Annotated in this window: 20 protein-coding genes; 12 read left to right on the top strand and 8 right to left on the bottom strand. The window is 59.6% G+C overall.

Features of this window, described 5'->3' with window-relative positions; translation table 11 throughout:
* Positions 1-5: 5 nt before the first annotated feature.
* From atpG to ICA16_RS12810, 9 genes are all read left to right on the top strand, one after another.
* Positions 6-866, top strand: coding sequence for a F0F1 ATP synthase subunit gamma (atpG, locus tag ICA16_RS12850; protein WP_042556891.1), 861 nt, complete (start codon positions 6-8; stop codon positions 864-866).
* Between the two features lie 27 nt (positions 867-893).
* Positions 894-2,273, top strand: a complete 1,380-nt coding sequence (gene atpD / locus ICA16_RS12845) for a F0F1 ATP synthase subunit beta (RefSeq protein ID WP_042556890.1) — start codon at positions 894-896, stop codon at positions 2,271-2,273.
* A gap of 45 nt (positions 2,274-2,318) precedes the next feature.
* Positions 2,319-2,744 carry a F0F1 ATP synthase subunit epsilon gene (locus ICA16_RS12840; protein ID WP_042556889.1) on the top strand — a complete coding sequence of 142 codons (426 nt, stop codon included), beginning with the start codon at positions 2,319-2,321 and terminating at the stop codon, positions 2,742-2,744.
* 117 nt (positions 2,745-2,861) lie between these two features.
* Positions 2,862-4,229 carry a bifunctional UDP-N-acetylglucosamine diphosphorylase/glucosamine-1-phosphate N-acetyltransferase GlmU gene (glmU, locus tag ICA16_RS12835; protein WP_210700742.1) on the top strand — a complete coding sequence of 456 codons (1,368 nt, stop codon included), beginning with the start codon at positions 2,862-2,864 and terminating at the stop codon, positions 4,227-4,229.
* 162 nt (positions 4,230-4,391) lie between these two features.
* Entirely contained in the window at positions 4,392-5,168 is a 777-nt protein-coding gene (locus tag ICA16_RS12830) for a DeoR/GlpR family DNA-binding transcription regulator (RefSeq protein WP_042556887.1), read from the top strand.
* Between the two features lie 2 nt (positions 5,169-5,170).
* Positions 5,171-7,003, top strand: coding sequence for a glutamine--fructose-6-phosphate transaminase (isomerizing) (gene glmS, locus ICA16_RS12825; protein WP_210700741.1), 1,833 nt, complete (start codon positions 5,171-5,173; stop codon positions 7,001-7,003).
* Positions 7,004-7,128: 125 nt separating this feature from the next.
* On the top strand, positions 7,129-8,055 hold the full coding sequence (locus ICA16_RS12820; protein WP_210553274.1) for a LysR family transcriptional regulator: 927 nt from the start codon (positions 7,129-7,131) through the stop codon (positions 8,053-8,055).
* A 105-nt stretch (positions 8,056-8,160) separates the two neighbouring features.
* Positions 8,161-8,787, top strand: coding sequence for a glutathione S-transferase family protein (locus tag ICA16_RS12815; protein ID WP_210700740.1), 627 nt, complete (start codon positions 8,161-8,163; stop codon positions 8,785-8,787).
* Positions 8,788-8,832: 45 nt separating this feature from the next.
* Positions 8,833-10,863: a pyridoxamine 5'-phosphate oxidase family protein gene (locus ICA16_RS12810; RefSeq protein WP_210700739.1), complete on the top strand. Its 2,031-nt coding sequence runs from the start codon at positions 8,833-8,835 to the stop codon at positions 10,861-10,863.
* A 125-nt stretch (positions 10,864-10,988) separates the two neighbouring features.
* Here ICA16_RS12810 and ICA16_RS12805 read toward each other — a convergent pair whose 3' ends face one another.
* Genes ICA16_RS12805 through ICA16_RS12770 form a run of 8 tightly spaced genes read right to left on the bottom strand, consistent with a single transcriptional unit; the run spans position 10,989 to position 19,998 of the window.
* Positions 10,989-12,119, bottom strand: a complete 1,131-nt coding sequence (locus ICA16_RS12805) for a glycosyltransferase family 4 protein (RefSeq protein ID WP_210700738.1) — start codon at positions 12,117-12,119, stop codon at positions 10,989-10,991.
* On the bottom strand, positions 12,120-13,250 hold the full coding sequence (locus ICA16_RS12800; RefSeq protein WP_150616957.1) for a glycosyltransferase family 4 protein: 1,131 nt from the start codon (positions 13,248-13,250) through the stop codon (positions 12,120-12,122).
* Positions 13,234-14,610 (bottom strand): glycosyltransferase family 4 protein, encoded by a 1,377-nt coding sequence (locus ICA16_RS12795; protein WP_210700737.1) that lies wholly within the window; start codon positions 14,608-14,610, stop codon positions 13,234-13,236. Before ICA16_RS12795 ends, ICA16_RS12800 begins: the two co-directional genes overlap by 17 nt.
* Complete coding sequence (locus tag ICA16_RS12790; protein ID WP_210700736.1) at positions 14,607-15,872, bottom strand: ABC transporter ATP-binding protein; 1,266 nt, start codon at positions 15,870-15,872, stop codon at positions 14,607-14,609. Before ICA16_RS12790 ends, ICA16_RS12795 begins: the two co-directional genes overlap by 4 nt.
* Positions 15,872-16,669 carry an ABC transporter permease gene (locus ICA16_RS12785; protein WP_150603644.1) on the bottom strand — a complete coding sequence of 266 codons (798 nt, stop codon included), beginning with the start codon at positions 16,667-16,669 and terminating at the stop codon, positions 15,872-15,874. Before ICA16_RS12785 ends, ICA16_RS12790 begins: the two co-directional genes overlap by 1 nt.
* Positions 16,670-18,112: a mannose-1-phosphate guanylyltransferase/mannose-6-phosphate isomerase gene (locus tag ICA16_RS12780; protein ID WP_210700735.1), complete on the bottom strand. Its 1,443-nt coding sequence runs from the start codon at positions 18,110-18,112 to the stop codon at positions 16,670-16,672.
* A 3-nt stretch (positions 18,113-18,115) separates the two neighbouring features.
* Positions 18,116-19,087: a GDP-mannose 4,6-dehydratase gene (gene gmd, locus ICA16_RS12775; RefSeq protein ID WP_150593353.1), complete on the bottom strand. Its 972-nt coding sequence runs from the start codon at positions 19,085-19,087 to the stop codon at positions 18,116-18,118.
* On the bottom strand, positions 19,084-19,998 hold the full coding sequence (locus ICA16_RS12770; protein WP_210700734.1) for a GDP-mannose 4,6-dehydratase: 915 nt from the start codon (positions 19,996-19,998) through the stop codon (positions 19,084-19,086). The genes gmd and ICA16_RS12770 overlap by 4 nt, the downstream gene beginning before the upstream one ends.
* Before the next feature lie 425 nt (positions 19,999-20,423).
* Here ICA16_RS12770 and ICA16_RS12765 point away from each other — a divergent pair, with 425 nt between their 5' ends.
* Genes ICA16_RS12765 through ICA16_RS12755 form a run of 3 tightly spaced genes read left to right on the top strand, consistent with a single transcriptional unit; the run spans position 20,424 to position 24,258 of the window.
* Entirely contained in the window at positions 20,424-22,076 is a 1,653-nt protein-coding gene (locus tag ICA16_RS12765; protein WP_210700733.1) for a glycosyltransferase, read from the top strand.
* A complete protein-coding gene (locus ICA16_RS12760; RefSeq protein ID WP_210700732.1) occupies positions 22,070-23,374 on the top strand; it encodes a glycosyltransferase in 1,305 nt (434 codons plus the stop codon). Before ICA16_RS12765 ends, ICA16_RS12760 begins: the two co-directional genes overlap by 7 nt.
* Positions 23,371-24,258 carry a class I SAM-dependent methyltransferase gene (locus ICA16_RS12755; protein ID WP_150603638.1) on the top strand — a complete coding sequence of 296 codons (888 nt, stop codon included), beginning with the start codon at positions 23,371-23,373 and terminating at the stop codon, positions 24,256-24,258. The genes ICA16_RS12760 and ICA16_RS12755 overlap by 4 nt, the downstream gene beginning before the upstream one ends.
* The last annotated feature ends 36 nt before the right edge of the window (positions 24,259-24,294 follow it).

Raw genomic sequence — 24,294 nt, 5'->3', positions numbered from 1 at the left:
GTTACATGGCAGGCGCAAAAGAGATTCGCAGTAAGATTGCGAGCATCAAAAGCACGCAAAAGATTACCAGCGCCATGGAAAAAGTGGCGGTCAGCAAAATGCGCAAGGCACAAATGCGCATGGCTGCTAGCCGTCCTTATGCGGAGCGTATCCGCCAGGTAATTGGGCATCTGGCCAACGCCAACCCGGAATACCGCCACCCGTTCATGATCGACCGCGAAATCAAGCGTGTTGGTTATGTTGTGGTGAGCAGTGACCGTGGTTTGTGCGGCGGCTTGAACACCAACCTGTTCAAGGCCCTGGTCAAGGACATGGCGGTAAACCGCGAAAACGGCGTCGAGATTGATCTGTGTGTCGTTGGTAGCAAGGGTGCGGCCTTTTTCCGTAACTTCGGCGGTAACGTCGTTGCAGCTATCAGCCACCTGGGTGAAGAGCCGTCGATCAATGATCTGATCGGCAGCGTCAAGGTGATGCTGGATGCCTACCTGGATGGCCGTATTGATCGCCTGTCCGTGGTGTCCAACAAGTTCATCAACACCATGACGCAGCAGCCTACCGTGGAGCAGTTGATTCCACTGGTGGCAACCCCGGATCAGGGTCTCAAGCACCACTGGGACTATCTCTACGAACCGGACGCCAAAGAGCTGCTTGATGGCTTGATGGTCCGTTACGTCGAGTCGCAGGTCTACCAGGCGGTGGTCGAGAACAACGCGGCTGAGCAAGCTGCGCGGATGATCGCGATGAAGAACGCTACCGACAACGCCGGTGATTTGATCAGCGATTTGCAGCTGATCTACAACAAGGCGCGTCAGGCTGCGATCACCCAAGAGATCTCGGAAATCGTCGGCGGCGCTGCCGCGGTTTAACGGTTCAAATATTCAGAGGATCCAGCTATGAGTAGCGGACGTATCGTTCAAATCATCGGCGCCGTTATCGACGTGGAATTTCCACGCGACAGCGTACCGAGCATCTACAACGCTTTGAAAGTACAAAGCGATGCCGGCACCACTCTGGAAGTTCAGCAGCAGCTGGGCGACGGCGTGGTTCGTACCATTGCGATGGGTTCCACCGAGGGCTTGAAGCGCGGTCTGGAAGTTACCGACTCTGGCGCAGCCATCTCCGTACCGGTCGGTAAAGCGACCCTGGGCCGGATCATGGACGTCCTCGGCAACCCGATCGACGAAGCCGGTCCAATCGACACCGAAGAGCGCTGGGGCATTCACCGTCCAGCACCTTCGTTCGCTGAACAGGCAGGCGGCAACGACCTGCTGGAAACCGGCATCAAGGTTATCGACCTGGTTTGCCCGTTTGCCAAAGGCGGTAAAGTCGGTCTGTTCGGTGGTGCCGGTGTAGGCAAAACCGTAAACATGATGGAACTGATCCGTAACATCGCCATCGAGCACAGCGGTTATTCCGTGTTCGCCGGTGTGGGTGAGCGTACTCGTGAGGGTAACGACTTCTACCACGAGATGAAGGATTCCAACGTTCTGGACAAAGTGGCACTGGTTTACGGTCAGATGAACGAGCCGCCGGGTAACCGTCTGCGCGTAGCACTGACCGGCCTGACCATGGCCGAGAAGTTCCGTGACGAAGGTAACGACGTTCTGCTGTTCGTCGACAACATCTATCGTTACACCCTGGCCGGTACTGAAGTATCCGCACTGCTGGGCCGTATGCCTTCGGCAGTAGGTTACCAGCCGACCCTGGCTGAAGAGATGGGCGTTCTGCAAGAACGTATCACTTCGACCAAGGAAGGTTCGATCACTTCGATCCAAGCGGTATACGTACCTGCGGATGACTTGACCGACCCGTCGCCAGCGACCACCTTCGCCCACTTGGACGCCACCGTCGTTCTGTCCCGTGACATCGCCTCCCTGGGTATCTACCCAGCGGTAGATCCACTGGATTCGACTTCGCGCCAGCTGGACCCGAACGTAATCGGCCAGGACCACTACGACACCGCTCGCGGCGTTCAGTACGTTCTGCAACGTTACAAAGAGCTGAAAGACATCATCGCGATCCTGGGTATGGACGAACTCTCGGAAGCCGACAAACAGTTGGTTAACCGTGCTCGTAAAATCCAGCGCTTCTTGTCCCAGCCGTTCTTCGTGGCTGAAGTCTTCACCGGTGCTTCGGGTAAATACGTTTCCCTGAAAGACACCATTGCTGGCTTCAAAGGCATCCTCAACGGTGACTACGACCACCTGCCAGAACAAGCGTTCTACATGGTTGGCGGCATCGAAGAAGCGATCGAGAAAGCCAAGAAACTGTAATCCCGGCGCCCGGCAACGGGCGCTAATTTAGGTTGAGGCAATCAGATGGCTATGACAGTCCATTGCGATATCGTCAGCGCGGAAGGAGAAATCTTTTCCGGCCTGGTCGAGATGGTGATTGCGCACGGTGCACTGGGTGATCTTGGTATCGCTCTGGGTCACGCGCCGCTGATCACTAATCTGAAGCCAGGTCCGATCCGCCTGATCAAGCAAGGCGGGGAAGCCGAGGTGTTCTACATCTCCGGTGGTTTCCTCGAGGTTCAGCCGAACATGGTCAAGGTGCTTGCCGATACCGTGCAACGTGCCGCCGACCTGGATGAAGCTCAGGCTCAAGCAGCTCTCAAGGCTGCCGAGGCTGCCTTGCATGAGCGTGGCGCAGAGTTCGATTACGGCGCTGCGTCCGTACGTCTGGCCGAGGCTGCAGCTCAGCTGCGCACCGTCCAGCAGATCCGCAAGAAGTTTGGCGGTTAATCCGTCATCCGCTTGTTGTGCGATTGATAAAAAAGGGTAGCCTCGGCTACCCTTTTTTCTTTTCCGAATTATAGAACCCCGGTCGCAGTTGCTGACCTCCAGGATTGGTAGCCAGTCATGTCTCTCGAAATCGTCATCCTCGCGGCCGGTCAAGGCACTCGCATGCGCTCGGCTCTGCCGAAAGTGCTGCACCCGATTGCCGGCAATTCCATGTTGGGCCATGTTATCCACAGCGCGCGGCAACTCGACCCGCAGCGCATCCACGTGGTGATCGGCCATGGTGCCGATGTGGTGCGCGAGCGTCTGGCGGCCGACGATCTGAACTTCGTGTTGCAGGACAAGCAACTGGGCACTGGTCACGCCACTGCCCAAGCCGTGCCATTCATTACTGCCGACACTGTGCTGATTCTTTACGGTGACGTGCCGTTGATCGAAGTCGAAACCCTGCAACGCCTGCTCAAGCATGTCGTTCCCGGACAGATGGGGTTGCTAACCGTCGAACTCGACGATCCTACGGGCTATGGCCGCATTGTTCGCAACGCTGACGGCAAAGTTGCCGCCATCGTCGAGCACAAAGATGCCAGCGAAGCGCAGCGCGCAATCACCGAAGGCAACACTGGCATTCTTGCAGTGCCGGCCAATCGGTTGGCTGACTGGATGAGCCGACTGTCGAACAACAACGCACAGGGCGAGTATTACCTGACCGACGTGATCGAAATGGCTGTCAGCGATGGTCTTGTGGTCGCCACTGAGCAACCGCTGGATCCGATGGAAGTGCAGGGCGCCAACGACCGTAAGCAACTCGCCGAACTTGAGCGTCATTACCAGCTGCGCGCCGGTCGTCGTCTGATGGCTCAAGGCGTGACCCTGCGTGATCCGGCCCGGTTCGACGTACGTGGAGAAGTCACGGTTGGTCGCGATGTGCTGATCGACATCAACGTGATCCTCGAAGGCGCCGTTGTTATCGAAGACGACGTGGTCATCGGTCCCAACTGTGTGATCAAGGACAGTACCCTGCGTAAAGGCGTGGTGATCAAAGCCAACAGCCACATCGAAGGCGCAATTCTTGGCGAAGGCAGCGATGCTGGTCCGTTTGCTCGTCTGCGACCTGGCACCGTGCTCGAAGCGCGGGCGCATGTGGGTAACTTTGTCGAATTGAAAAACGCCCACATGGGCGAGGGCGCCAAGGCAGGTCATCTGACATACTTGGGCGATGCCGAGATCGGCGCACGCACCAACATCGGAGCTGGCACCATCACCTGCAACTATGACGGCGCCAACAAGTGGAAAACCGTGTTGGGTGCGGACGTGTTCATCGGCTCCAACAACTCATTGGTGGCGCCTGTGGATATCTCCAATGGCGCGACCACTGCGGCGGGTTCGACGATTACGCAGAATGTGGATAACGCGCAGTTGGCAGTAGGCCGCGCGCGTCAGAAGAACATTGATGGCTGGAAGCGGCCGGAGAAGATCAAAAAAGACTGAGTTATCCACAGTCATTTTTAGATCATGACATCGCAGTATTCGGCAGCTCCTACAAAGGGCTGCTGAGGTCTGCGATTTTTTTTGTTTGCCGGGTTGACGATTTGTGGCCAATAGGTTTTGATTGCTTACGTTATCTTTCGAACCGAAACTTAAGCCGCCGCCATGTCGAAACGCAATACACCCCAACGCCGCCATAACATTCTCGCCTTGCTCAACGAGCAGGGTGAGGTGAGTGTGGACGAATTGGCCAAGCGCTTCGAAACCTCTGAAGTTACGATTCGTAAGGACTTGGCTGCGCTTGAGAGCCACGGTTTATTGCTGCGCCGCTACGGTGGAGCGATCACCATGCCTCAGGAACTCGTCGCGGAAACCGCGCAGAGCGTTTCCAAATACAAACAGGCAATCGCCCGCGCCGCAGTGAAACGCATCCGCGAGCACGCGCGCATCATCATCGACAGTGGCAGCACTACCGCCGCGATGATCCCCGAACTGGGTCAGCAGCCGGGTCTGGTGGTGATGACCAACTCCCTGCACGTCGCCAACGCTTTGAGTGAACTTGAGCACGAACCGGTGTTGTTGATGACCGGCGGCACCTGGGATCCGCACTCGGAGTCCTTTCAGGGCCAGGTGGCCGAGCAAGTACTACGCTCTTACGACTTTGACCAATTGTTTATCGGCGCCGATGGCATCGATCTGGCGCGCGGTACTACCACGTTCAACGAGCTGCTCGGCCTGAGCCGGGTCATGGCTGAAGTGACGCGTGAAGTGATCGTGATGGTCGAGGCCGACAAGATCGGGCGCAAGATTCCCAACCTGGAGCTGCCCTGGAGCAGCGTCCATACCCTCATTACCGATGATCGCCTGCCTGTTGATGCACGCGATCAGATTCAGGCCCGCGGTATCACCGTGATTTGCGCGGCTGTCAGTCAGGAGAAATAAGCATGTGTGGAATTGTCGGCGCAGTTGCTGAACGTAATATCACCGCCATCCTGCTCGAAGGTCTCAAACGCCTCGAATACCGCGGCTATGACAGCGCCGGCGTGGCGGTGTACACCAATGAGCAAACCCTCGAGCGCATGCGCCGTCCGGGCAAAGTCAGCGAACTGGAAGTCGCGCTGGCTGAACACCCGCTGGTTGGCCGCCTCGGCATTGCGCACACCCGTTGGGCAACCCACGGTGCCCCGTGCGAGCGTAATGCTCACCCGCATTTCTCCGGCGACATTGCGGTGGTGCACAACGGCATCATCGAAAACCACGAAGCCCTGCGTGAACAGCTGAAAGCGCTGGGCTACGTGTTTACTTCGGATACTGATACCGAAGTCATCGCCCACCTGCTGAATCACAAACTCAAGGATCAGCCGGATCTGACTGTCGCCCTCAAGGCTACCGTCAAGGAACTGCACGGTGCATACGGTCTGGCCGTGATCAACGGCAAACAACCGGATCGTCTGGTTGCCGCGCGCAGTGGCAGTCCATTGGTGATTGGTTTGGGTCTGGGTGAGAACTTCCTCGCCTCCGATCAACTGGCTCTGCGCCAGGTCACTGACCGCTTCATGTACCTGGAAGAAGGCGATATCGCCGAAATTCGCCGCGATAACGTGCAAATTTGGGATGTCGACGGCAAAGCCGTCGAGCGCCAGACCGTGCAGTACACCGACGGCGCCGAAGCGGCCGACAAGGGCGAATTCCGCCACTACATGCTCAAGGAAATCCACGAGCAACCGACCGTGGTGCAGCGCACGCTGGAAGGTCGGCTGAGCAACGACCAAGTGCTGGTGCAAGCTTTCGGCCCACAAGCGGCCGAGCTGTTTGCCAAGGTGCGTAACGTACAGATCGTTGCCTGCGGCACCAGTTATCACGCCGGCATGGTTGCCCGTTACTGGCTCGAAGAGCTGGCCGGGATCCCGTGCCAGGTCGAAGTTGCCAGCGAATTCCGCTACCGCAAAGTGGTGGTGCAGCCGGATACATTGTTCGTCACCATCTCGCAGTCCGGCGAAACTGCCGACACCTTGGCCGCATTGCGCAACGCCAAGGAGCTTGGCTTCCTCGCCAGTCTGGCGATCTGCAACGTTGGTATCAGCTCGCTGGTGCGCGAATCCGACATGACTTTGCTGACCCAGGCCGGTCGCGAAATCGGCGTCGCCTCGACCAAAGCGTTTACTACGCAACTGGTCGGTCTGCTATTGCTGACTCTGTCACTGGGCCAAGTGCGCGGTACTCTGGCGCCGGGCGTTGAAGCCACGCTGGTGGCAGAATTGCGTCGCCTGCCGACTCGTTTAGGCGAAGCGCTGGCGATGGACAGCACCGTGGAAAAAGTCGCCGAGCTGTTCGCCGAGAAGAACCACACACTGTTCCTCGGTCGCGGCGCGCAATTCCCGGTAGCAATGGAAGGTGCCTTGAAGCTCAAGGAAATCTCCTACATCCACGCTGAAGCCTACCCGGCCGGCGAACTCAAACACGGCCCGCTCGCGCTTGTGGATAACGACATGCCCGTGGTCACCGTCGCGCCGAACAACGAACTGCTGGAAAAGCTCAAGTCCAACCTGCAGGAAGTCCGCGCACGCGGCGGCGAACTGGTCGTTTTCGCCGACGAGAAAGCCGGGATGACCAACGGCGAAGGCACCCACGTGGTACAGATGCCGCACATCCACGACATTCTTTCTCCGATCCTCTACACCATTCCGCTGCAGTTGCTTTCTTACTACGTCGCTGTGCTGAAGGGTACGGACGTTGACCAGCCGCGTAATCTGGCGAAGTCGGTGACGGTGGAATAAGTTATCCACAACTGATGCAGCCGGAAAGATCGCAGCCTTCGGCAGCTCCTACATGGGGAATCATGTTTCACCTGTAGGAGCTGCCGGAGGCTGCGATCTTTTGCTTTTGAATCGAGGTCTTCGCCATGGATCGCTTCCAGGAAATGCAGGTCTTCGCCGCTGTCGCCCAAGACCAGGGCTTCTCCGCAGCCGCGCGACGCTTGGGTTTGTCGGCTGCCAGCGTCACCCGTGCCGTTGCTGCATTGGAGCAGCGAATCGGCACGCAGTTGCTGATCCGTACCACGCGCAGCGTGCACCTTAGCGAAGCGGGTCAGCGGTACCTGGAGGACTGTCGGAGAATTCTTGCCGAGGTGCAGGAAGCCGAGGATTCGGCTGCAGGCAGTCACGCCGAGCCTCGTGGGCAACTGACGGTGACGGCGCCGGTGTTGTTCGGCGAGTTGTTTGTCACACCGGTGATGGCCGGATATCTCACGCAGTATCCGGACGTTTCGATCAACGCGTTGTTGGTCGATCGGGTAGTGAGCATGGTCGAGGAGGGGGTCGATGTGGCGGTGCGCATCGGTGAGCTGCCGGACAGTAATCAGCATGCGATTCGGGTGGGTGAGGTCAGACGCGTCGTCTGTGGTTCGCCGCAATATCTGACCGAGCATGGTCGACCGCAGCATCCTCAAGCGTTGAATGGATTGTCCGTCGTGGCCACAGCAGCCACCGGCCAGATGCGCAACTGGCCATTCCTTGAGGGTGGTCAACCGCTGATCGTGCGCCCCGAGCCGCGGTTGGTGGTCACCGCCAATCAGGCGGCGATCAGTGCCGCGTGTCTCGGCCTGGGGCTGACGCGGGTGCTTTCCTATCAGGTGGCGAACAAAGTGGCGGCAGGTGAACTTGAGATCGTCCTGGCCGACTTCGAACTGCCGCCGCTGCCGATTCATGTGGTGTATCAGGGCGGGCGCAAAGCGCCGACGCGGGTGCGCAGCTTTGTTGATTTCACGGTGAACGCGCTGCGTGAGCATCCGTCGCTGAAGAACGCAGCGTTATTGCATGAGATGAAATAATCGATTGCGAATGCTGGTGATTCTGTTGCTTTGCAGATAGGTGGAAGATGGCTCCCATCAGCGCTGCCAACCCTCAGGTGGTGCGGTCATCCAGTGGAGTCGACCATGCAACCGATCAAGTTTTACAACTTCCCGCGTTCCGGCCACGCCCATCGGGTGGAACTGATGCTGTCGCTGCTGCAATTGCCGACCGAGACCATTCTGGTCGATCTGGCGAAGGGCGAGCACAAGCAGCCTGCGTATCTGGCAATCAACAGTTTTGGTCAGGTCCCGGCCATTGATGACAACGGCGTGATACTGGCGGATTCCAACGCGATTCTGGTGTATCTGGCGCAGAAGTACGGCAAAGGTCGTTGGTTGCCGAGCGATCCGGTAGGTGCTGCGCGGGTACAGCGCTGGTTGTCGGTCGCGGCCGGGCCGATTGCATTTGGCCCGGCGGCAGCGCGACTGATCACGGTGTTCGGGGCCAAACTGAACGCTGAAGAACTGATCACGCGCGCCCACAACCTGCTCACGGTCATGGACACTGAGCTGGAGAAAACCGTGTATCTGGCTGGTGATGAACCGACCATCGCCGACATTTCGGCCTACAGCTATATCGCCCACGCTCCGGAAGGCAATGTCTCGCTGGACGACTACGGCAATGTTCGCGCCTGGCTGGCCCGGGTCGAAGCGCTGCCCGGTTTCGTCGGCATGCCGCGCACCGTCGCCGGTCTGCAAACCGCAGTCTGATTCCCGCAATCCACGTTGCGCCGAGGGCGCAGGGGAGAGGTCGTGATGGAACGTTCACCGTGGCACGCTGGCGAGCAACAGTTACAGGCCCATGTCGGCGTTGCCGAACGCATGGAGGCTTTCGGGCGTAAGGTGATTCGCACCTGGATGCCGGACCAGCACCGTGAGTTCTATCAGCAACTTCCCTTCATGCTGTACGGCGCGGTCGATGCCGAGGGTCGTCCGTGGGCCAGCGTGCTCGAAGGCGCGCCGGGGTTTGCCCATTCGCCCGATGCTGAGCATCTGCGTTTTACGACGTTGCCCGCTGGAGATGATCCGGCGCAGTTGCGCAACGGCGAGCCCATCGGTTTGCTCGGAATTGAACTGCATACGCGGCGGCGCAATCGCCTCAACGGCCATGTCGGTGATCTAGGCGTTAACGGTTTCGATGTGAGCGTCGATCAAGCCTTCGGCAACTGTCCGCAATATATTCAACTGCGCCAGTTCCAGCGTGTGCCACTGAGTGATCCGCAGACGCGCCCACCTCAGCATCTCGACAGTCTCGATGATGCCGCCACGGCCCTGATCGAAGGCGCCGATACATTCTTTGTCGCCAGTTATGTCGATACCGAAGGCGGACGTTCGGTGGACGTTTCCCATCGCGGCGGTCAGCCCGGGTTCGTCCGGGTGGAAGGCAATCGTCTGACCATCCCGGATTTTGCCGGCAATCTGCACTTCAACACCCTCGGCAATCTACTGCTCAACCCCCAGGCGGGCTTGCTGTTCATCGACTTTTCCACAGGCGATTTGCTGCAACTTAGCGGGCGTACCGAAATTATCCTGGAAGGGCCGCAGATCGAGGCGTTTCAAGGCGCCGAACGGTTGTGGACATTCGAGGTGGAGAAACTGGTGCGACGTCCGGCGGCGCTGGCCTTGCGCTGGCGCTTCGACGGCATGTCGCCCACCAGTCTGTTGACCGGAAACTGGGCGCAAGCCGATGCGCGTTTGCAGGCACAAGCCCTGAGTAACCAATGGCGGCCGTTGCGCGTGGCGAAGATCGAAATGGAAAGCCACAGCATCCGCTCGATTTATCTGGAGCCCGACGATGGCGTGGGTTTGCCGGTGTTTCTTGCGGGCCAGCATTTGCCTGTGCGATTTACCCTCGACGGCGAGGTGCACATCCGCACGTATAGCCTGTCGAGTGCGCCATCGGATGGTTTTTATCGGATCAGTGTGAAGCGCGAAGGACGCGTGTCGACCCATCTGCACGAACAGATCCAGGTGGGTGATGTAGTGGAGGCGCGGGCGCCTCAGGGGCATTTCACCGTAGCGCCGCTGGAGCGACGGCCACTGGTGTTGTTGGCCGCGGGGGTTGGAGTTACGCCACTGCTCTCGATGCTGCGCGAGGTGATTTATCAAGGCCTGCGCACGCGGCGGATTCGTCCGACGTGGTTGCTGCAAAGTTCACGCAGCCTGGCTGATCAACCTTTTCGCAAGGAACTGGATCGCTTGTTGGAAAGCGCTGGCGATGCGGTGAAGGTCGTGCGGTTGCTCAGCCAGCCGGAAGCGGATGCGCACGAGGGCGAGGATTTTGATTTGCGCGGGCGCATCGACGGCGCGGTATTGAGCGATCTGTTGGAGGTCGAGGACTACAATCAAATCGATTTCGTGGTCTGTGGGCCCGGCGGTTTTACCCAAGGACTGTACGACGGCTTGCGTGAGCTGGATGTGCGCGATGCGCAGATTCACGCCGAAACGTTCGGCCCTTCTACACTCAAGCGTCGCGCCGATCCGGATGCGATTGTCATTGAACAACCGCCCGCAGCCACCACATCCGTGCCGGTGGTGTTCGAACGTTCGGCCAAGGAGGCGCGCTGGCAACCGGACGGCAGCAGTTTGCTGGAGCTGGCGGAAAGTCGCGGATTGCGCCCGGAGTTCAGTTGCCGCGGCGGTTCGTGTGGTACCTGCAAGACACGGCTGGTCAGCGGCGCGGTGAATTATCCACAGCCCCCGGCCGAAGTGCCGGAGGCGGGGCATGTGCTGATTTGTTGTGCGGTGCCGGCACAAAGTCAGCAGCCGTTGGTGCTGGATTTGTAATGCTAGCGCCCGTGTAGGAGCTGCCGAAGGCTGCGATCTTTTGATCTTGTTTAGATTTTATAAATGGAAGATCAAAAGATCGCAGCCTTCGGCAGCTCCTACAGGGGATTGGTGGCCGATAGGGATCAGGCATAGGACAGAGATTTTTCTTCCAGCAGCTCTTGGTACAACTCTGTCCATTTGCGGCCCATTTCATCGGCTGTGAACAACTGCCGGTAACGGGCTTCGGCCTTGACGCCCATTGCTGCTGCGCGATCGGGGTTCTCCCACAAGGTGCGCATGGCTTCGCGAAACGCCTGTGGATTACTTGGCGGTACCACCAGTCCGGTCTCGTTGTGGATATTGATGTAGCTGGTGCCGGTGCCGATTTCGCTGGAGATCATCGGTTTGCCGTACATCGCGCCCTCGAGCAGCGAGATGCCGAACGCTTCCGAGCGCAGATGCGATGGGAAAACAATGGCGTAGCTCAATTGCAGCAGCGCGACTTTGTCTTCATCTCCCAGGCGCCCAAGGAAATGAATGTTGCGCAGACCCAACGCGGCGGCCTGGGCGTGCAGCGCTTGCTCCAGCGGACCGGCGCCGACGATGACCACCGGATAATCCACGTCCTTCATGGCATCCAGCAGAATGTGCAGGCCTTTGTAATAGCGCATGACCCCGACAAAGAGGAAAAACTTATCCCCAAGCTGCTGGCGCCAGCGATTGATTCGTTCGTTATCAGGCTGTGGATAACCTGCCTTGTTCAAGCCATAGGGAATTACCCGGGTCTTGTCTTGAAACTGTTGCAACACATCACTGGTGTGCAGGTAGTTCGGCGAGGCCGCGACAATTCGGTCGGCGCTGGCGAGAAAGCGGTTCATCAGCGGCCGATAGAGTTTAAGCAGGTGCTTCTGGCGGATGATGTCCGAGTGGTAGGTGACCACGCTCGGTTTGTTCATGCCGCTGGCAAAGTGCACCAGGTCCATGAAGGGCCACGGGAAATGGTAATTGACCACGTCGGCCTCGGCCGCCATCTCGCGAAACTGTTTGAACACGCTCCAGGAAAATCCCGTGGAGGCGAACTGTATATCGAGTTTTGCCCGATGCACTTCGTGTTGACCCAGCTTCACCACGGGGGGAATCGGGTCAGCGCTGAGGGTCAACACTTGCCCGTCGATGCCGTGCTGGGCGCCGCTTTCGCACAGTTGGAAGATTACTTGTTCGATGCCGCCGACCGAATCAGGCAGGTACGTCTTGAAGAAATGAAGAACGCGCATTCAACCTCCCATGGCCTGGCGGTAGGCACCGGCCGTGGCCTGTGCGCAACGCTGCCAGGAAAAAAGCCGGGCCTGCTGCAAGCCGGCTTCCCGGCATGCCTGCCAATGTGTTTGATCGTCGATCAGTCGGCTCATCGCATCGCGCAAGCCGTCTGCATCGTCGGCGTCGATATAGTTGCCGGCAGCCCCCGCCACTTCCGGCATTGCCGAAGAGCGAGTGATCACCACCGGCGTGCCGCTGGCCATCGCCTCCAGTACCGGCAGGCCGAAGCCTTCATACAGCGAAGGAAAAATCAGTGCCCGAGCGCCGGCCAGTAGTTGCGCCACTTGCTCATCAGGCAGGTAGCCGAGCAGGCAAACATTTCCACTGGCCAACGCCAGGCGCAGCTCGTCACTGAACTGCTCACGCTGCCAACCGGCCATGCCGACGATCAACAGCGGAAAGCGTTCGCGCACTGCTTCCGGCAGCAGGGCATGGGCGCGCAACGCCAGGCTCAGGTTCTTGCGTGGCTCCAGCGTGCCGACACACAGGAAATACTCGCGAGCCTGCACGGCATGCGCCTTGAGTACCGCGCTGATCGTGTCGGCTTCGCGTGGATGAAACCGCTCGGCGACGCCCAGTGGCGCCACCACAAAACGCTCGGCGGGCAGTCCGAAATAGTCTTGCGCCTCGTCGGCAATTGCCTGTGAGTCAGTCAGAATCACCTGCGCTTGCTCGACGCCAAGGGCCAGCCGTCGCTCGATTTCCTTGAGCCGTGCCGACGGCTGAGTCTCGGGAAAATGCAGATGCGTCAGATCGTGCAGGGTGATCACCGTCGGGCCGTCGAAAGCCAGCGGCCACAGACTGGGCTCGTGATAAAGGTCGATGCCTTGCGCGCGGCCCTGATCGAAGCGCTTTTGCTCCATCCAGCGCCGTGCCTGATAGGCTCCGGGAATCTGCCGCAGCAGTGGCGTCAAACGCGAATAACCGGGCATTGCCGCTTCCGGTAGCGCCGAACTCCAGCCCCAGCCATGAAACAGCGTCACTTCAACGTCGGGTTCGCTGCGCAAGGCGTTGACCAGTTCGGCGACGTAGTGGCCGATGCCGGTGCGCGGTGCCTGCAGAATCCGGGCGTTAAGAGCAATGCGCATGCTGGCTCTCCGGGGTTGCCGGCGAAGGATGCAAATTGCGCTCGATGCGTTCAACCAGTTGCGCACTCGCTTCGCGCCAGCTCAGCCAGCGCCACTGTTCCAGGCTCAGCGGTGCGGGAAAGACCTGGCTGCGTTCCATGTCGGTGATCAGGTGGGTCAGGCTCTGCGGGTTGGCCAAGTCGAAATACGCCATGTAATCGCCGCCAATCTCGCGAAACACCGGGATATCACTGGCCATCGCCGGTAACCCGCGTTGCATCGCTTCCACCAGTGGCAGGCCGAACCCTTCGACGTAGGACGGGAACACCAGCGCCGTCGCATTGGAGTAGGCGTGTTCGAGGCTCTTGTCCGAGAGTGTGTTGTACATGAACAGGCGGCGGTTCAACTCGGGATGCCGGCGGATGCGTTCGATCAACGCTTCGCACTTCCAGCCGATCTTGCCGACGATGCATAACCGCGCTTTGGACCCCGTGGCCCAGGCGCGCTCGAAGGCATCGAGCAGGTAAGCGTGGTTTTTGCGCGGCTCGATGGTGCTGACCATGAGGAACACCGGCTCCGCTGTTTTGAACATGTGCAACAAGCCCTGATCGACCTTGGTATCTGCGTCGCTCAAGTCCAGTTCCGAGCCGAGGTGGAAATAATCGAACCAGCGCTGTGCGACCTGTTGCGAACCGATGCGCCGCAGCATTTCCTCGCGCACCTGATCGCGGATGGTCGTCGAAATTGCCACATAGCCGTCCGCTGTGCGGGCGATCCAGTCGAACCAGTCATTGAACACTTTGACCAGCCCGGCATCGCAGAACTGCGGATGGGTCAGCGGGATCAGGTCATAGATCACCGAAACGATACCGACCCCGTCACGCTTGAGTTGCTCGGCCAGAGGAAAAAAATTGGCGTGCCAGGATGAATCGAGCAGTACCAGTTGATCGCCGGCCCGATGCTGTAACGGCACGCAGCGCTCGGGAATCTGCTTGCCCTTGAGGGCTCGCTCCAGCAGGCGCATCGGCAGGCTGAAACAGGCGAAAGCGCTCAGCCGGCAACCGACGTACAACACGCGTCGAGCGAAATGCGACTGGCTGAACGGACGGCGGCGCTCCAATGCACGGTGGCGCAACCAGAAAGCATTGGCCCATTGTTCGAGTTTCACCCGCAGGCCGATCAGATCCAGCTTTGGCGATTTAAGTGGCGCCAGGCTCTTAACCTGATACAGACCACCACCGATCATCACCACCGGAATGCATTCAACGTTCTCGTCGGCGGCCGGCAATTGCTGGATGACGTTGCGGACCACGCGCTGAATACCCGAGTTGGCGTTTGGGTGTTCGAAGACGTAAGTGCATTCCACCAACAATCGCGTCATCGCGAGCTCTCCGTATCAGGCGTTGGCGTGAGGTTTTTACTGACGCGAGTGATTTCGGTATGTGCTTGCAGCCAAGCGCAGCCGACGAAGTCTTCCTGACGGTTGTTGATCACATGGAAGATCAAGCCGTAGTCGCGCCACTCGAAGTTGCGATCCAGGTGTGAATCCAGCCGCGACAGGCTCAGCGCCACCGAATAACTGCCCTTGCCCAGGCGCATGTCAAAGGCGAAGCGGAACGTTACGCGATCACCTGCACTGAGCTCGACGACCGGTTTGTCGAGGCGATGGGTATTGATCCCGTAAATCGCCTGGCCCAGGCGATCCTTGATCATGAAGCCGAGAATCAGCCGTTCGATGTCTTCACGTACTTCTGTCTGAACTTCCAGCACCACGGGTTGGCCGACTTCTGCCACTTCGAGGCTGCGCCCCTGCGCATCGAGCAGGCGCACGCTGATGATTGCGGCTTCGCCAGTGCCGGAAATGGTTTGTACCTGGCCGTTGGCGAGCATCTCCTGACGGACAATCTGGCCTTCGCGCTGGGCGAGCATGGCGTTGTAGTAGTCCATGACTTCTTCGGGCTTGCCGCGCATGGCCAGGCGCCCGTTTTCCAGAAGGATCGCGGTATCGCAGATCGACTGGATGGCCGAGCGGTCGTGGGAAACAATCAGCAGCGTGGTGCCGGCCTTACGGAAGCTGCGGATGCGCTCGAAGCTTTTGTGCTGGAAATAGGCATCGCCGACCGATAGCGCTTCGTCGACGATCAGGATGTCCGGGCGCCGCGCAGTGGCGACACTGAACGCCAGACGCATCTGCATGCCGCTGGAGTAGGTGCGCACCGGCTGATCGATGGCTTCGCCGATTTCGGCAAAACTTTCGATTTGCGGCATTAATGCGTCGATCTCTTCAACCTGCATCCCCAGCAACTGGCCGGCCATGAAAGCGTTCTGGCGACCGGTAAAGTCGGGGTGGAAACCCATGCCCAGTTCCAGCAGCGCGGCGACCCGACCTTGCAACTGGATCTGTCCGCGGGTCGGTTGAGTGGTGCCGGTGATCATTTTCAGCAGGGTGCTTTTGCCCGCGCCGTTGACGCCGACAATGCCCACGGCTTCGCCGGGCTGAATCTCGAAATCAACGTCCTGCAAGACCCAGTGCAAGTGATGCCGGGGCCGGGAAAACGGCACCAGCCATTCAAACAACCGGCTCCAGCGATTGGGGTACTGTTTGTAGGCCTTGGCCAGGCCACTGACGCGTATGTGCCCCATCAGAGTTCATCCACCATTTCACCAACCCGTTGGCGGAACAGATGCAGCGCCATGGCGCAGAGCACGAGTCCGATGATCAGCAACGGCGTCAGGGAGGACCAGTCCGGCCATTGGTTGTAGAGGAATACATTCTGGTAACTGGTCATCAACGCCGTCATCGGGTTGAGGCTGATCACGTGCTGGATGCCCGGCGGCAGGATCGACAGCGGATACACGATCGGTGTCAGCCAGAACCAGAATTGCAGGCAGATGCCGAACATTTGCCCGACATCGCGAAAAAACACATTGAGGATGCCCAGCAGCATGCCGAGTCCGGCGGCGAAGACCACTTGCAGAATCAACAGCGGTATCAGCGCCAGCAAGGCCATGCCGGGCAGGCGTCCGCTGATCAGCAGAAAGCCGAAAAACAGCCCAAGAATAATCGCGAAGTTAATGCCAGCATTGAGTAGCGCAATGACTGGCAGGCAAATGCGCGGGAAGCTGATTTTCTTCAGCAGGTTGGCGTTTTCCAGAAACATGCTCTGGCTGCGCGTAGTGATTTCGGCGAACAGGCCCCAGGTCAGCAGGCCGGCGCAGAGGTAGACGCTGTAAGCCAGGCCATCGTCCACCCCGGGCAGGCGGGCGCGCATGATCTGGGAAAAGATCACCGTGTAGACGATGATCATCGACAGCGGATTGAGTACGGTCCACAGCGCACCAAACAGCGAGTTGCGGTACCGCGCTTGAAACTCTCGCTTGACGCTACCGAGGATGAATCCACGGTAGCTGCGCAGCGAGCGGTACAGGGAAAGCAGCATTCAAACCGTCCTGCCGTATTGGTCTTCGAAGCGGACGATGTCGTCCTCTCCCAGGTATTCGCCGCTTTGCACTTCGATGATCACCAGGTCGATCACGCCGGGGTTTTCCAGGCGATGCTTGTGGCCGGCGGCAATGAAGGTTGATTCGTTCTTGGCCACCAGCGTCGTGCCGCTGCCGTTATTGGTGACCTTGGCCATGCCTTCGACCACCACCCAGTGTTCGTTGCGGTGATGGTGCATTTGCAGGGACAGCTTGGCGCCGGGTTTGACCACGATGCGCTTGATCTTGAAGCGCGGGCCTTCCTCGAGCACGGTGTAGGTGCCCCAGGGGCGGCTGACCGTACGATGCAGGCGATAGGCTTCGTGGGATTTGTCCTTGAGCTGCTTGGCAACGCGCCGTACATCCTGCGCGCGGTCAGCGTGGGCAATCAGCACGGCATCGGCGGTGTCGACCACGATCAGGTTATCCACACCCACGGCCGCCACCAGCCGACCTTCGCTCTGAACGAAGTTGTTGTGGCTGTCGATGAAAATCGCTTCGCCGCTGGCGCGGTTGTTGTCGGCATCGGCCGGCACCAGTGCAGCGACGGCGTTCCACGAACCGATATCGCTCCAGTCGAAACCGGCGGGCACCACCACGACTTTTTCCGAGCGCTCCATCAAGGCGTAGTCGATGGAGATGTCGGTAATTTCAGCGAACAGCGCCGGCGACAATTCCTGCTGCAGGCAGCCAACGGTTTCCACCGGGGCACTGGCAGCCATGCAGGCGCGGGTCTGCTCCAGCAGTTGCGGTGCGTGCAGTTGCAGTTCGGCAATCACCGTCGCGGTGGTGAAGCAGAACATGCCCGAATTCCACAGGAAGTTGCCGCTCTCCAGATAATGCGTGGCCGTTTGCAGGTCGGGTTTTTCCACGAAGCGCTGCACTTTGGCCGCGCCTTTGGCGTCCAGTGGCGCACCGGTTTCGATGTAGCCGAAGCCGGTTTCCGGGGCTGTCGGGATCACGCCGAAGGTCACCAGATACCCGTCTTTCGCCAGATTGACGGCGTGCTCGACCGCACTTTTCAGCGCGCCTTGATTGACGATCAAATGGTCGGCCGGCATCACCACCATGATCGCGTCATCGCCATGCAAGGCTTGCAGCGACAACGCCGCCGCAGCGATGGCCGGAGCCGTGTTACGCCCGGTCGGCTCCAGCAGGAAGTGCCCGCGATGGCGCGACACGTGGGCGGCGCAGTAGTGATCCTTGCTCTGGAAGTAGTACTCGCGGTTGGTCACCGTGACGATGTCGCCCCAACCGTCGAGCAACGCTGCCGCACGCTGGTAAGTCTTGCCCAGCAGCGACTCACCGTCGGGCAGGGTCATGAACGGCTTGGGATGGCCCTCGCGGGACACCGGCCACAAACGGGTGCCGGCACCGCCGGACAGAATCACGGGGATCAGCATGGCCTACTCCTTGGCGACGCGCTTCATGTCCGCATCCATCATCATGCGGATCAAGGTATCCAGGTCGGTTTTCGGCTTCCAGCCCAGCACGCGCTGAGCCTTGGCCGGATTGCCGAGCAGCACTTCGACTTCGGCCGGGCGGAAAAACGCCGGGTCGATCTTCACGTAGTCGCGGTAGTTGAGGCCGACGTGATCGAAGGCGATGCGGCACATTTCGCGCACCGTGGTGGTGACGCCGGTGGCGACCACGAAATCGTCGGGCTTGTCCTGTTGCAGCATCAGCCACATGGCTTCGACATAATCGCCGGCAAAACCCCAGTCGCGTTTGGCGTCGATGTTGCCCAGGCTCAGCTCCTGCTGTTTGCCTTGCTTGATACGGGCGGCGGCGTCGGTCACCTTGCGCGTGACGAACTCGATGCCGCGCAGCGGCGATTCATGGTTGAACAGGATGCCGCTGCTGGCGTGCAGGTTGAAGCTTTCGCGGTAGTTGACGGTAATCCAGTGACCGTACAACTTGGCCACGCCGTACGGGCTGCGCGGGTAGAACGGCGTGTTCTCGTCCTGCTGCTCAGCCTGGATCAGACCGAACATTTCGCTGGTCGAGGCCTGATAGAACCGGGTGTGCGGGCTGAACTGGCGGATCGCTTCGAGCAAGTGAGTGACGCCCAGTCCATCGACGATGCCGGTGGTCACCGGTTGATCCCAGGAGGCGGCAACGAAGCTTTGTGCCGCCAGGTTGTACACCTCGTCCGGGGTCGACTTGATCACGGCGCGCTGTACCGAGCAGGCGTCGGCCATGTCACCGTCCAGGTAGACGATGTCGGCCTCGACGCCCATCTCGCGCAGGCGCCAGCGTGAATCGCTGCTGCGCCGTGCCACGAAGCCGTAAACCTTGTAGCCCTTGTCGAGCAGCAGTTTGGCCAGATACGCGCCGTCCTGGCCGGTGATCCCTGTGATCAGTGCACTTTTTGTCATTCTTGTCGTACTCGCTTCTCCCAGTCGGACAGGATCGCCCGCAGGGATTGTTGTGTGGTGATGTCTGGCGACCATCCGGTGGCTGTGGACAGTTTTGCATGGCTGCCGCAAACACGGCGTTGATCGGCACGCCGCATGCGCGCTGCATCCTGAACCAGTTGCATCTCGACTTCGGCCAGATCTGCCAACTGCTCGATCAGGCTGCGGATACTTTGCTCGCGCCCCGAGCAGATGTTGTAGACCTGCCCCGGTTGGCCTTTCTCAAGCAGCGCGAAGTAGGCCGAAATCACGTCGCCGACATCAAGGAAGTCGCGAGTCACGTCGATGTCGCCGACTTCCAGTTGGGGCGCTTGCAGGCCTTGTTTGATGCGACTGATCTGGCGGGCGGCACTGGCGATGACGAAGCTGTCTTTCTGCCCGGTGCCGATGTGATTGAACGGCCGCGCTACCAGCACCGGCCACTGTTCGCTCATGCCCCATTGCAGGCTGAGAAACTCCGCCGAGAGTTTGCTCACCGCATAAGGGTTGCGCGGGCAGGGCGGTTGCAGTTCGGTGATCGGCAGAGCGCTTTCGGCCACTTGGCCGTAGACGTCGCCGGAGCTGACATACAGGAAGGTGCCAGCGAAGCCGCGGGCCTTGAGGGCCTGCAACAGGTTGAGGGTGCCGAAGAGATTGATGTCGAGTGTGCGCGCCGGATCGCGAAAGGCTTCGGGGACGAACGTCTGCCCGGCCAGATGGATGACCGCGTCGGGCAGTTGAGGCCAGAGATCGACGAGACTGCCCGCGTCCGTAAGGTCGTAGGGCGTTGCGGCAGACAGAAGCTCCCACGACGAATCGGGTAGCGCCAATCGTGACTGAATATGTTGTCCCACGAAGCCACTGAGGCCCGTAATGAACAGACGCTTTTTCAAACCGCGACCCCTTGGTCTTGAACTTGCGCCACTTTCCCACATGCTTTGAGAGGAAGTCTGTCAGACCGATAGAAAAAACCGGCAGGACGGCAGGCGAAGTCAGTTGTTGTAGTTGTTTGGTGCCAATCTGTGCCAATTGCGCGGCAATTTCAACAGGCAAACCGTGACTGGTCAGTTCTCGTTAGCGTAGTCAGATTTTTCTCGTCGCGCGGTTCACGAATGCTCGACGGATGTGTTTAGAATGCCCCTCGTCGCGATTCCCCAAAGTTCACCGTGGGCGTTGCGCAACAGGGTGAAACCAACCACTAAAACAAGAACGAAGACGTGCCTGTAGATGAAGTTCAAGCTCCGGTGATGCCGACTTGTCCGACGTCCGGCCGTCATAGCATGAAGCGGTCGGAATGGCTGCTTCATCGTGGGATGCCATGAATTTCATTCTTTACTCGGACGTCAACGACAGTTCTATCAGCCAGAGCCTTGGGCGTCCCGAATACAGTTACTACTTCGTGCTCAAGGCTTATCGGCCGGTGCTGGAAAGCCTTGGCCGCGTGCATGTGGTGGCGTCGGTGGACGAGGTCGATCCGCTGTACCGGCAGCTGAGTGAAGCCGGTCAGGAATGCCTGTTCCTTTCGTTTTCGCCACCGCACAAAACCCCGATCGATTTGCAGTGCCCTATGGTTTGCGTGATTGCCTGGGAGTATGACTCGATCCCGTCCGAATGCTGCGACGACGATCCTCGTCAGGACTGGAGCCAGACCCTGGCACGTCATGGCCGGGTGATTACCTTGTCCACCCATACCGCGCAGGCGATCCGCCGGACTCTGGGTGAAGACTTCCCCGTGCTGGTGCTGCCCACACCGTTGTGGGAGCGCTTTGCGCACGTGCGCAGCGACTATCCAAGTGTCCCGGTAAACCCGGGCAGCACGCTGCAGATCAAGGGCTGCATCATCGACAGCCGCGTGCTGGGGCTGTCCGCCGATGGCTTGATCGCGCCGATATTCAATGAGCAGGAGCTGGAAACTCGCGGCCTGGCGGAACCCGAGCCCGAGCCCGAACCTGTACCTGAGTCAGAACCCGAAGCACCTGTGCCACTGACCTTGCGCCGACGCGTATTCATTTCCAAACACTACTTGCGCGAAAGCTTTCGGGCGCTGACGGCGCCTGCCGAACACCCGCCGTTGTTTTTACTCAAGCACAACCTGCTGATGTGGTATCGCGAAGCCGTGTGCGATGTGGTGCCGGACGCTGTCCGTCAGCAACTGACCAAATTGCGCACGCCGCCCCCGCCAGCAGCACCCTTGCCGGTGCCCACCACCGTCAGCGAGGCGATGCAACCTGACGCGCATCCGCAAGCGGCGTTGCCCGACACCAGCGAGCAAGTACAGATCGACGTCAGTGGCGTGGTCTATGTCAGCGTGTTCAATCCCGCCGACGGTCGCAAGAACTGGCATCACCTGATCACCGCCTTCTGCTGGGCCATGCGTGACAACGAAGACGCCACGCTGGTGTTGAAAATCACCCAGAACGACTTGTCGAGCTACTACGTTCACTTGATCACCTTGCTCTCGCAACTCTCGCCGTTTGCCTGTCGGGTGGTGGTCATGCATGGCTATCTGGACGACGAGGAGTTCGCCAGGCTTTACGGTGCCGCGAGTTTCTACGTCAACGCTTCGCGCTGCGAAGGTTTGTGCCTGCCGCTGATGGAATTCATGGCCTGCGCCAAACCGGTGATTGCCCCGAACCACACGGCGATGCGCGACTATATCGATGAGCAGGTCGGATTCGTCGTCAAGTCCAGCCATGAGCCGACGATCTGGCCGGAGGATGTGCGCATCCTCTACCGCACCCTGCGCCATCGCCCGGACTGGGGCTCGCTGAAAGCCGCCTATGAGGACAGTTACGCCATGGCCAAAAACCATCCTGACGGGTATCAGGCGATGGCCGCGGCAGCCAATGAACGCATGCGCGATTACTGCGGCTTTGCCCCGGTTCAGCAGCGCGTGATGCAGTTTTTCGAGCTCAAGGCGCAGGGCGAAACCACGCCGCTGACGGCTGAGTCGAGGGCCGCCTCATGTTGATCATCATTCATTCGGAAACCAACAAGAGCAACATCCAGCAGAACCTCGGACGGCCCGAGTACAGCTACTACTTTGTGCTCAAGGAGTTTCGCCCGGTGCTGGAGCGCATTGGTCAGGTCATCGAAGTCAGCAACCCCGACGAACTGGTGGATCGCCTGTATTTCGACTGTCTGAGCCGGGGTGAAGAGTGCGTCTACCTGTCGTTCTCGCCGCCGCACCGCACGCCGATTCATTACGCCTGCCCGACCATCCCGGTGTTTGCCTGGGAGTTCAGCACCATTCCCACCGAGAGCTGGCAGGGCGAACCGCGCCACGACTGGCGTGTGGTGCTTGAAGCCTGTGGCCGGGCGATTACCCATTCGACATTCACGGTCAACACCGTGCGCGATGTGATGGGCGACGACTATCCGGTCTGCGCGATCCCCGCGCCGGTGTGGGATCGCTTCGCCGCACGCGGTGAGCATCTGGAACGACGCCCTGTGGTCGAGCCGGTCACGCTGAACCTGCGTGGGCTGCTGATCGACAGTCGCACCGTCGACTTGCGGCCTTACGGGCCACCCGGACGCTGCGAAGGCACGCCGATGTCCTTTGCCGCGCCGGCGCAGGATTGTCCGTTGCAGCTCGAAGGCGTGGTCTACACCTCAGTGTTCAATCCTTACGACGGGCGCAAGAACTGGCAGGACATGATCAGCGCGTTCTGCACCACGTTCCGCGACACTCCCGATGCGACGCTGGTGCTGAAACTCACGCACCACGACATCGCCAATGCGCTTACCGACATGCTCCACCACTTGTACAAGAACCAGTCCTACCAATGCCGGATCGTGCTGATTCACGGCTATCTGGCGGACGGTGATTACGAACGGCTGGTGCAAGCCACCAGCTACGTGGTCAACAGTTCCTATGGTGAAGGCCAGTGCCTGCCGCTGATGGAATTCATGTCTTGCGGCAAACCGGCCATTGCACCGCTGAACACGGCGATGGCCGACTACGTGAACAGCGACAACGCGTTCATTGTCGACTTCACCGAAGAGCTGACGGCCTGGCCGCATGACCCGCGCGCCGCCTACCGCACGATGCGTTACATGACCAATTGGGATTCGCTGTGTGTGGCCTATCGCGTCAGTTATGAGGTGGCGAAAACCGATCAGCCGCGTTACGCCGCGATGTCGGCCGAAGCCGTGCGCAGCCTGCAACGGTTTTGTAGCCAGGCCACTGCCGAGCAGCGTTTGCGGGCGTTTTTTGCCCAGCGCTCAGCCACCGCCGACGCGGTATCCGTGGAAGCCTCGGGCGCATGATCCGGCGTCTGCTCGCCCGCTTTCGCCCGGCGCCTGTACCGGCCTCCTTGCCAGAGCCGACGCCTGCACTGCGCGATACGGTGTCGCCGCGCGACGTCGGTTTGCGTGACGCCGTCCTCGACGGCTGGTTTTTGGGTGACAGCGGTGAGCTGCTCAAGGGCTTTGCAATCACGGCTGACGATACGTTGCTCGATGTGGGTTGCGGCGAAGGTGTCGCGACACTGTTTGCGGTCCGCCAAGGCGCCTCGGTGATCTTCACCGACAGTGAACTGGACAAGGTGCGCGAACTCGCTCGTCAGGTCGAAGCGCAAAGCCGCCAGCTGAATCTCGGACTGGTCAGCAACAGTTTGCCGTTGCCGCTGGCCGATGGTTGCGCGAGCAAAGTGGTGTGCATGGAAGTGCTGGAGCATATCGACCAGCCTGAGCCGTTCATGGCCGAACTGGTGCGCATGGGCCGTCCCGGCGCGCAATATCTGCTCAGCGTGCCGGCGCCGGTTGGCGAACATCTGCAAAAAGGCATTGCGCCGGCCAGCTACTACCAATCACCCAATCATGTGCAGATTTATACCGCGGAGCGCTTCGCCGCGTTGGTAGAGGACGCAGGTCTGGTGATCGAGCATCGTCAGGCCAATGGCTTTTTCTGGGTGATGGGCATGATCTTTTTCTGGGCCGGCGAACGTGCGGCCGGTCGGGATCCTGCCGGTGCGGTACGAGATCGAATCCAGGAGCCGTTCATGCCATTGATGGAGAGCTGGGCCAGAACCTGGCAGGACTTGCTCGATCAACCCGAAGGCCTCGCCATCAAGCAGACGCTTGACCGTTTCATGCCCAAGAGCCAGGTGATCATCGCCCGCAAACCGCTGGACGCGGGACAGACGCCATGAGCGAAGAACGGTTCATGAATATCAATTTTGGAGCCA

The organism is Pseudomonas anatoliensis (assembly GCF_017976235.1).
Classification (GTDB): domain Bacteria; phylum Pseudomonadota; class Gammaproteobacteria; order Pseudomonadales; family Pseudomonadaceae; genus Aquipseudomonas; species Aquipseudomonas anatoliensis.
The sequence above is the reverse complement of the archived record's forward strand: the minus strand, read 5'-3'. Positions and strand labels throughout refer to the sequence as shown.

Excerpts from the sequence above, each read along its gene's own strand:
- ICA16_RS12810 (WP_210700739.1), top strand. The coding sequence starts at position 8,833 with ATGGAACGTTCACCGTGGCACGCTGGCGAGCAACAGTTACAGGCCCAT.
- ICA16_RS12820 (WP_210553274.1), top strand. The coding sequence starts at position 7,129 with ATGGATCGCTTCCAGGAAATGCAGGTCTTCGCCGCTGTCGCCCAAGAC.
- ICA16_RS12795 (WP_210700737.1), bottom strand. The coding sequence starts at position 14,610 with ATGACGCGATTGTTGGTGGAATGCACTTACGTCTTCGAACACCCAAAC.
- ICA16_RS12790 (WP_210700736.1), bottom strand. The coding sequence starts at position 15,872 with ATGGGGCACATACGCGTCAGTGGCCTGGCCAAGGCCTACAAACAGTAC.
- gmd (WP_150593353.1), bottom strand. The coding sequence starts at position 19,087 with ATGACAAAAAGTGCACTGATCACAGGGATCACCGGCCAGGACGGCGCG.
- glmU (WP_210700742.1), top strand. The coding sequence starts at position 2,862 with ATGTCTCTCGAAATCGTCATCCTCGCGGCCGGTCAAGGCACTCGCATG.
- ICA16_RS12755 (WP_150603638.1), top strand. The coding sequence starts at position 23,371 with ATGATCCGGCGTCTGCTCGCCCGCTTTCGCCCGGCGCCTGTACCGGCC.
- ICA16_RS12765 (WP_210700733.1), top strand. The coding sequence starts at position 20,424 with ATGAATTTCATTCTTTACTCGGACGTCAACGACAGTTCTATCAGCCAG.
- glmS (WP_210700741.1), top strand. The coding sequence starts at position 5,171 with ATGTGTGGAATTGTCGGCGCAGTTGCTGAACGTAATATCACCGCCATC.
- ICA16_RS12840 (WP_042556889.1), top strand. The coding sequence starts at position 2,319 with ATGGCTATGACAGTCCATTGCGATATCGTCAGCGCGGAAGGAGAAATC.
- atpD (WP_042556890.1), top strand. The coding sequence starts at position 894 with ATGAGTAGCGGACGTATCGTTCAAATCATCGGCGCCGTTATCGACGTG.
- ICA16_RS12760 (WP_210700732.1), top strand. The coding sequence starts at position 22,070 with ATGTTGATCATCATTCATTCGGAAACCAACAAGAGCAACATCCAGCAG.
- ICA16_RS12815 (WP_210700740.1), top strand. The coding sequence starts at position 8,161 with ATGCAACCGATCAAGTTTTACAACTTCCCGCGTTCCGGCCACGCCCAT.
- ICA16_RS12785 (WP_150603644.1), bottom strand. The coding sequence starts at position 16,669 with ATGCTGCTTTCCCTGTACCGCTCGCTGCGCAGCTACCGTGGATTCATC.
- ICA16_RS12800 (WP_150616957.1), bottom strand. The coding sequence starts at position 13,250 with ATGCGCATTGCTCTTAACGCCCGGATTCTGCAGGCACCGCGCACCGGC.
- ICA16_RS12780 (WP_210700735.1), bottom strand. The coding sequence starts at position 18,112 with ATGCTGATCCCCGTGATTCTGTCCGGCGGTGCCGGCACCCGTTTGTGG.
- atpG (WP_042556891.1), top strand. The coding sequence starts at position 6 with ATGGCAGGCGCAAAAGAGATTCGCAGTAAGATTGCGAGCATCAAAAGC.
- ICA16_RS12830 (WP_042556887.1), top strand. The coding sequence starts at position 4,392 with ATGTCGAAACGCAATACACCCCAACGCCGCCATAACATTCTCGCCTTG.
- ICA16_RS12805 (WP_210700738.1), bottom strand. The coding sequence starts at position 12,119 with ATGCGCGTTCTTCATTTCTTCAAGACGTACCTGCCTGATTCGGTCGGC.